Genomic DNA, 7906 nt, shown 5'->3' on the forward strand with positions numbered 1-7906 from the left:
GCGGGCGATCGCCGGGGCGGCCGTCTCGTCGCCGGCCAGCACGACCGAGGCCGCGGACCCGGGCTCGTACTCGGCGCCGTGGTGATCGGCGGCCGACACTCCGCGACGCGGTCCGACGATGAACAGCTCCTGCCCCACGGCTGCCGCATCGGCCCAGCGCGACGCCGGTCCGGTGAGGCCGGGCGCCAGGTGCAGCACGAAGTCGACATCGAGCTCGGTGCCCGCATCGGTGACGCGCAGGTCGCGCACCGAGTACGTGCGCATCGAGCCGCGCTCGGCCTCGGGCACGGCGAGGTACGACCCCCACCAGTCGTCGGTCTCACGGTCGAGGTCGGGCAGGATGCCGGATGCCGGCGGGAACACGATCTTGATGCGCGAGTCGTAGGTGTCACCCGGGGTGCCGAACTCGTCGAGCTCGGTGCCGCCGAACGTCACCCGCACGAAGTTCGGCGACACCCGGGCAACTCCGCGCACCTCGGCGCGGGCCAGCACGTAGGTGGGGCGTTCGGTGGTGGTCTCAGCGGACATGATGCCTTCCGATCGGGGTGACCATCGGCTTGCCGGAGACCGGGTCGACGGTGATCTGGTTCGCGAGGCCGAAGACCTCTTCGACGTGCTGCGCGGTGACGACCTCGTGCGGCGCCCCGGCCACGTGCACGCGGCCGTCCTTCATCGCGACGAGTTCGTCGGAGTACCGCGCGGCGAGGTTCAGGTCGTGCAGCACCATGACGATCGTGGTGCCGCGCGAGACGCTCAGGTCGGTGAGCAGGTCGAGCACCTCGACCTGGTGTGCGACGTCGAGGAACGTCGTCGGCTCGTCGAGCAGCAGGATGTCGGTCTCCTGCGCGAGCGCCATCGCGATCCACACGCGCTGGCGCTGGCCGCCCGACAGCTCGTCGACGCTGCGGTCGGCGAGCTCGGTGGTGCCGGTCGCCGCGAGAGCATCCGCCACGACCTCGTAGTCGTGCGCGCTCCAGCGGGAGAGGATCTTCTGATGCGGATGCCGTCCGCGACCCACCAGGTCGGCGACGGCGATTCCCTCGGGAGCGATCGGCGACTGCGGGAGCAGGCCGAGCACACGCGCGACCTCCTTCGTCGGGCGCGCGTGCACCGACTTGCCGTCGAGCACGATCTGCCCCTCGGTGGGCGACAGCAGACGCGCGAGCGAGCGCAGCAGCGTCGACTTGCCGCATCCGTTCGCGCCGACGATCGTCGTGATCCTGCCCGGGGCGATCTCGAGGTCGAGGTTCTCGATGATGGTGCGGTCGCCGTAGGCGAGGGTCACCGAGTCAGCGGTCAGGGTGTGCGCCTCGGTCACAGGGAGCCTCCCGAGCGGTTGGTGCGGATGAGCAGATAGATCAGGTACGGGGCGCCGAGCACACCCGTGATGACGCCGACCGGGTAGCGCTCGCCGAGCGCGAACTGACCGATCAGGTCGCTCGCCAGCACGAGCACCGCGCCGACGAAGGCACTGGGCACCAGCAGACTGGCGCCCGGACCGGTGATGCGCGCGGCGACGGGCCCGGCCATGAACGCGACGAACGCGATCGGACCGGTCGCGGCGGTCGCGAAGGCGAGCAGGGCGACCGCTCCGAGGATGAACAGCACGCGTGTGAGGTTCACCCGCACGCCGAGACCGGATGCCGAGTCGTCGCCGAGCTGCATCGCGCCGAGCGCACGCCCCTGCGAGAGCATGAGCGGAACGATGATCGCGGCGGCGATCGCGAGCGGAGCGACCCTCTCCCACGAGGCGTTGTTGAGGCTGCCGGTCAGCCACTGCATCGCGGTCTGGATGTCCCAGCTCGCGGCGCGCGACAGGATGTACGAGGTCACGCTCTGCAGCATCGCCGCGACGCCGATCCCGATGAGGATGAGTCGGGTGCCGGCGAAGCCGTTCTTGATCGACAGCAGGTAGATCACGGCCGCGGTGAGCAGCGCGCCTCCGAGCGCGAAGAGCGACACGACCGGGCCGTTGAGGGACAGCACGACGATGCCGATGACGGCTGCGGCGCCGGCGCCGTTCGAGAGGCCGATGATGTCGGGCGATGCCAGCGGATTGCGCAGCAGCGTCTGGAACGTGACGCCCGCCATGCCGAACGCGAGGCCGGTGAGGATCGCGAGCACCGCGCGCGGCAGACGGAGCTCGCCGACCGTGAACGAGGCGCCGGGCACGGTCTCGCCGAGGATCACGCGGATCACCTCGTCGATCGAGTAGAACGTGTTGCCGATCATGAGCGCCACCGTGAACAGCGCGAGCAGGAGCACGCCGAGCACGATCGTCGCGACCGCGTGTCTGCGGTGGCGGGCGCGACGCCCCGCGATGACGGCGGCGACCTGTGCGCTGCCCGATGGCGGCGGCGTCATCTGCGAACGTGCGGGACGGTTCATGGTGCTCACAGTTCACGCACCTTCGTACGACGCACGATCCAGATGAAGAACGGTGCGCCGATGATCGCGGTGATGATGCCCACCTGGATCTCCTCCGACGAGGGCGCGATGACACGGCCCACGATGTCGCTCGCGAGCAGCAGCGCGGCCCCCGCCAGGGCCGAGAACGGCAGAAGCCAGCGGTGATCCGTGCCGATGAGCATCCGGCAGACATGCGGGATGACGAGGCCGACGAAGCCGATAGGACCGGCGATGGCGGTCGCGGCGCCGGCGAGGATCACGGCGCCGAGGGCCGACATCAGTCGCGTGCGGAAGACGTGCTCGCCGAGCCCCTTGGCCATGTCGTCGCCCAGCGCGAGGGAGTTCATGCCGCGGGCGCTCGCGATGCAGATCAGGGCACCGAGGGCGAGCACGGGTGCCGTGATCGCGATGCGCGGCCACTCGGCGCCGCCGACGCCACCGATCTGCCACGACTGGAAGGCCTGCAGCAGGTCGACGCGAGGCAGCATGATGGCGCTGATGAGGGAGGCGAAGGCGGCGGATGTCGCGGCTCCGGCCAGGGCGAGCTTGAGCGGCGTCGCACCGCCACGGCCGAGGGAGCCGACGGTGTAGACGAAGGTCGCGGCGACGGCGGCGCCGGCGATCGCGAGGGCCATCTGCCCATAGGGGTTCGTCAGGCCGACGAAGGCGAGGCCGAGCACGACGGCGAGCGAGGCGCCGTTCGAGACGCCGAGGATGCCGGGGTCGGCGATCGGGTTGCGCGTGACGGCTTGCATCGTCGCGCCGGAGAGCGCGAGAGCCGCTCCGACCAGGAGCGCGAGCACGGTGCGCGGGAGGCGCTTGATGATGGCGGCCTGGGCCAGCGTGTCATCCTGGCCCGCGAGGGCCGCGAAGATGTCGTCGATGCTCACGGCGCGCACGCCGAAGGAGACCGAGAGGATGCAGAGCACGAGCAGCACCCCGGCTCCGACGAGGAGCCAGAGGGTGCGCGCCCACGCCGGGCGCCGCAGGTCTGCGGTGCCCGGCGTGGGGACGGTGACAGCGGTCACGAGCGGGTCAGATCAGGCGGTGACGCCTGGGATCACTGCGCGAGAGGTGCTGCCAGAAGGGCGAGGTAGTCGCTGAGACCCCACGGGATCGACAGCGGCGACGGGTTCGCCGAGGCCGCGATCGGGGTGGCGTCGGGAAGGATCGCGATGCGACCCTCGGCGATGGCCGGGATCTTCGACAGCAGCGGGTCGGCCTGCAGGGTCGCGATGAGCGACTCGTCGCCGTAGGTCACGAACAGGTCGACGTCAGCGAACTTGTCGGCCTGCTCGGAGCTGACGGAGAGGTAGAACTCCTCGCTGTCCGCGTTCTCCTCGACGATCTCCGGGAGCGGGAGCCCCAGGTTGTCGTGCAGGTAGCCGGGGCGCGTGTCCGCAGCCGTGTAGTAGCCGATCTGGCTCAGGTCGGTCGGGTCGATGTAGGCGAACAGGACCTTCTTGTCCTTCAGGACGCTGTTCTCCTCGAGTGCGGCCTCGCCGTCGGCCTGCAGCTCTTCGATCAGAGCGTCGCCCTCGGCCTCGAGACCCAGAGCCTTGGAGTTCATCTCGATCATCTCGTCGACGGTCGTTCCCCACGCAACCTCGGGGTACGCGACGACGGGAGCGATCTTCGACAGCTGGTCGTACTGCTCCTGCGTCAGACCCGAGTACGAGGCGAGGATGACGTCGGGCGCGGTGTCGGCCACGGCCTCGTAGTCGATGCTGTCGCCGTCGTCGAAGAGCACGGGCTCGTCGCCGCCGAGCTCGTCGAGCTTCTCCTCGACCCAGGGCAGGATGCCGTTGTCGTCGTCATCGCCCCACGTGGCCTTGCTCATGCCGACCGGCACGATGCCGAGGGCGAGCGGAACCTCGTGGTTGGCCCACGCGAGCGTCGCGACGCGCTCGGGCTTGGACTCGATCGTGGTCTCGCCGTAGACGTGCTCGATCGTGACGGGGAAGGCGCTGTCGTCGGCCGGGTTGCCCGCGGCGGAGTCGGAGCCGGTGTCGGCAGCGGGCGTGGCGCAGGCTGCGAGGCTCAGAGCGAGCGCGGCGGCCGTGCCGACGGCGGCGAGAAGACGGGAAGTGCGCACAGGCGGTCCCTTCGGGTTCGGGTGGGGGGTTGCGGCGCAGAGGAGCACCAGGCTTTGGTAAGCCTGGCCTAATCTAACAGAAAGTTAGGCAAGCCTCATCTTCAGCGATGCTCGACCACGGATGCCGACCGCGTCACACTCCGCTCGGCGGGTCGTGCGGGGCGACACGTGCCTGGCCCAGTCGGGCGGGGTCGATGATGCACCGGAGACCGTCGATTCCGGGGCGTTTTCGACCCCGGGAGCAGCGCAGAGGCGTTTTCGACCCCGGGAGCAGCGCAGGGGCGTTGTCGCCCCGGGTACGCAGAAAGCCGGCCGGATCCGTGAGGATCCGGCCGGCTTCAGGAAGTCAGCGCGCGCTCAGAGAGCGCGGATGTTCGCCGCCTGCATGCCCTTGGGGCCACGCTCAGCGTCGAATTCGACCTTCTGGTTCTCGCGGAGCTCCTTGAAACCGGAGCCGGCGATTGCCGAGTAGTGGGCGAAAAGGTCGTCCGTGCCGTCATCGGGAGCGATGAAGCCGAAGCCCTTTTCCGCGTTGAACCATTTCACAGTGCCAGTGGCCATGTGTTTTCTACTTTCTGTTTTCAAACGGCCGCTTGCGCGGCCCACGCCGTGTCGGAACGTCCGACATACGCGCTCGCTCAACGTACCACGGCAGGCTGACCGCTGGCCATGAACTCCGACTTCTTTTGGATCACGGCCGCTTCTGTGCGCGTGCTGACACCGAGTTTGCGCAGAACGGCAGACACATGAACGCTCACCGTCTTCGTGCTGATGAAGAGCCGCTCGCCGATCTGCCGGTTGCTCAGGCCCTCGGCGATCAGCGCGAGGACCTGCCGCTCACGTGCGGTGAGCGGGTCGGAATCGGCGACGGAGGGCTCGGCGGCGGATGCCGGAGCAAGACCGGATGCCGCGGAGAACGCCCCCACGATCCGCATCAGCGGCACGTGTCCGAGGCGTTCGGCCTCGTGCAGCGCCGCCGTGAGCACGGGGGCGGCAGCCGCGCGATCTCCGGCGTCGACGAGCAGCCGCGCGAGCGCGAGACGCGTGGTCACACGAAAGGTCACGGGCACGTCGTCGTGGTCGGCGATGGCGACGGCTGCCCGCAGGCCCGGGATCGACGGCGCGAGGAAGGCCTCGAGGATCGACCCCCAGGCGTCGTCGAGCAGCGGGGTGGGCTGTCCGAGCCAGGCACCGCGCACCTCGCCGATCGCATCGCCGACGTCGGACCCCGAGGCCCGGAGTTCGGCGATCATCCACGCCGCCTCGAGCAGCAGGCGCCGCTGGTGCAGGAACACCGGTCCGTCATCGGCGAGCATCCGTCTCACCTCGTCGAGCGCATGCGCCAGGTCGCCACGCCCCTCGGCGACCGCCACGCGCATCATGACCTCGTCGTACCAGATCTGCCGCTCGACCCGACCGGTCTCCTCGAACGACGGACGCCATTCGCGCAGGATCTCGGCGGCCTCTTCATGACGGCCCCGCCAGGCGAGCACCCGCACGCGCGTCATCGTCGAGTACATGTGCGAGATGCGCAGGGTGCGCTGCGCGAGCTCGCGTGCCAGGATCTCCTCGACCTGCTCGACCTCTCCCCGCTCGAGCAGCGGCACCGCCATGTTCTGCGTCATCAGTGCGCCGGTCGTGCGTTCGACGCCGAAGGCCCGGGCCGGAGCCAGGCCGTCTTCGGCGACGCGGATCGCATCGTCGTAGCGCCCCAGCAGCCCGAGCAGGTCGGAGTAGTTGACCCGATACCGCATCTCGGCGTTCGTGCCCTTCGCCAGGCGCAGCGCCAGCGCGTACTCCCGGTGTCCTGCCTCGAGATCGCCGAGGTGGGCCAGGGCACCGCCGCGCACGTTCGCGGCGATCGACTGCTCGTCGTCGGAGCCTGCACGCGCGGCGCGCTCCCCCGCCTCCGTGGCCAGCGCGATCGCCGCTTCCAGGCGTCCCGCGATCATGTGCCTGCTGGCCAGCTGGTTGAGGATCGACGCCCGCAGACGATCGTCGTCGACCCGCCCGTCGAGAGTGGCCAGCGCCTGCTCGAGCAGCGGGATGGATCCGGCGCGGCCGAGATTCATCAGGTAATAGGCCCTGTCGCGCAGCAGCCGCGCGTGCATGCGAGGGTCGGCCGTCTCGGGGTCGACCTCGCCGAGCGCGAGGGTGACCACGGCGAGCGCCCGCTCTCCGTCGCCGGCGTTGCGCAGCACCGAACCGAGGGTGCGCAGCAGCTCGAACCGCTCGACGCCGACGATGCTCGCCGCGTCGGGCACCTGGATCCACAGGTCGAGCGCGAGCTCGCCGAAGCGCGCCGCGCTCGCGAAGGCGAAGCGCGACTTGGCGTCGAGCATCGCGGTGACGGCGGCGGCGAGCGCCCGCCGGGCGTCCTGCGCGAGCTGCCAGTGGTACGCGAGCGCAGCCGGGTCCGCGCCGTGGTGGTCGTTCGCCTCGAGAGCCTCGGCGTAGGCGCGATGCAGGCGCGCTCTCGCACCGGGGCGCAGGTCGTCGTGCACCGCTTCGCGCAGCAGCGCGTGGCGGAAGCGATAGTCGTCATCGACCACCACGAGGATGCCGCTGAGCGTCGCCTCGCGGATGGCCTCGTCGAGCTGGTCCTCGGGCAGCCCTGCGAGCTGCGTGACGAGGGGGTGCGACAGTGGGCGCTCGGCGCCCGACATCACCTGCACCACGCGTCTCGCGTCGTCGGAGAGACGGTCGAACCGAGCCAGCAGCAGGTCCCGCAGGGACCCGGGCAGCGGTCCTGCCGAGCATCCGGCCAGCTCCTCGACGAAGAACGGCACTCCCTCTGCCCGTTCATGGATGCGGTCGAGCGCGGCATCGCTGAGCAGCTCACCCGTGATCGACTCGGCGAGCTCTCGCACGGCCGACGCCTCGAGCCGCTCGACCGCGACCCGTTCGAGCAGACGGCCGCGGGTGGATTCGCCGATGAAGCGGCTCACGGCGTCGCCGCGGCGCACATCGTCGCTGCGGCAGGTGAGGACGAGGAGGATGCGACCGTGGGCCAGCGCGCGCAGAAGAAAAGAGAGGAGCGCGAGGGTCGATTCGTCGGCCCAGTGCAGATCTTCGACGACGAGCACCTGCGGCGCGTGCTCGGCGGCGGCCTCGATGAGGGCGGCGATCGCGTCGCGCAGCCGGTCGGGGCTGGTCTGGGAGCGCTCGGTCGGGTTGAGCTCCGGAAGGAGCATGCCCAGCGCCTCGACCCCGACACCCAGCTCGTCGCGCACGCGGTCGGCGCCCAGGCGCGCCACGATCGAACGCAGGATGCCGGTGAGCGGCCCGAAGGGCGTGCGCGATGCTCCGAGGTCGAGGCACCACCCGACGTGGACGTCGGCGCGGGCGGCGATCTCGTCGCCGAACTCGCGCAGCAGCCGGGACTTGCCGATGCCGGCCTCA

At 70.3% G+C, this 7906-nt stretch carries 7 protein-coding genes; all 7 read right to left on the bottom strand.

Annotation, left to right across the window (positions count from 1 at the left end; translation table 11 throughout):
• Positions 1 to 528: siderophore-interacting protein (locus RTM68_RS15485; RefSeq protein WP_312172586.1), on the bottom strand; the 528-nt coding region annotated here is incomplete at its 3' end.
• Positions 518 to 1318, bottom strand: a complete 801-nt coding sequence (locus RTM68_RS15490; RefSeq protein ID WP_312172588.1) for an ABC transporter ATP-binding protein — start codon at positions 1316 to 1318, stop codon at positions 518 to 520. The genes RTM68_RS15485 and RTM68_RS15490, both read right to left, overlap by 11 nt.
• Positions 1315 to 2388 carry an iron ABC transporter permease gene (locus RTM68_RS15495; protein WP_312172590.1) on the bottom strand — a complete coding sequence of 358 codons (1074 nt, stop codon included), beginning with the start codon at positions 2386 to 2388 and terminating at the stop codon, positions 1315 to 1317. Before RTM68_RS15495 ends, RTM68_RS15490 begins: the two co-directional genes overlap by 4 nt.
• Before the next feature lie 5 nt (positions 2389 to 2393).
• Positions 2394 to 3437 (bottom strand): iron ABC transporter permease, encoded by a 1044-nt coding sequence (locus RTM68_RS15500; RefSeq protein WP_312172592.1) that lies wholly within the window; start codon positions 3435 to 3437, stop codon positions 2394 to 2396.
• A 32-nt stretch (positions 3438 to 3469) separates the two neighbouring features.
• Positions 3470 to 4504, bottom strand: coding sequence for an iron-siderophore ABC transporter substrate-binding protein (locus RTM68_RS15505; protein ID WP_312172594.1), 1035 nt, complete (start codon positions 4502 to 4504; stop codon positions 3470 to 3472).
• A 357-nt stretch (positions 4505 to 4861) separates the two neighbouring features.
• Entirely contained in the window at positions 4862 to 5065 is a 204-nt protein-coding gene (locus RTM68_RS15510; protein WP_056310329.1) for a cold-shock protein, read from the bottom strand.
• Between the two features lie 77 nt (positions 5066 to 5142).
• The coding region (locus tag RTM68_RS15515; RefSeq protein WP_312172598.1) for a LuxR C-terminal-related transcriptional regulator at positions 5143 to 7906 on the bottom strand (2764 nt) is incomplete at its 5' end.

The organism is Microbacterium sp. (genome assembly GCF_031988965.1).
GTDB lineage: Bacteria > Actinomycetota > Actinomycetes > Actinomycetales > Microbacteriaceae > Microbacterium.

Excerpts from the sequence above, each read along its gene's own strand:
- RTM68_RS15510 (WP_056310329.1), bottom strand. The coding sequence starts at position 5,065 with ATGGCCACTGGCACTGTGAAATGGTTCAACGCGGAAAAGGGCTTCGGC.
- RTM68_RS15495 (WP_312172590.1), bottom strand. The coding sequence starts at position 2,388 with ATGAACCGTCCCGCACGTTCGCAGATGACGCCGCCGCCATCGGGCAGC.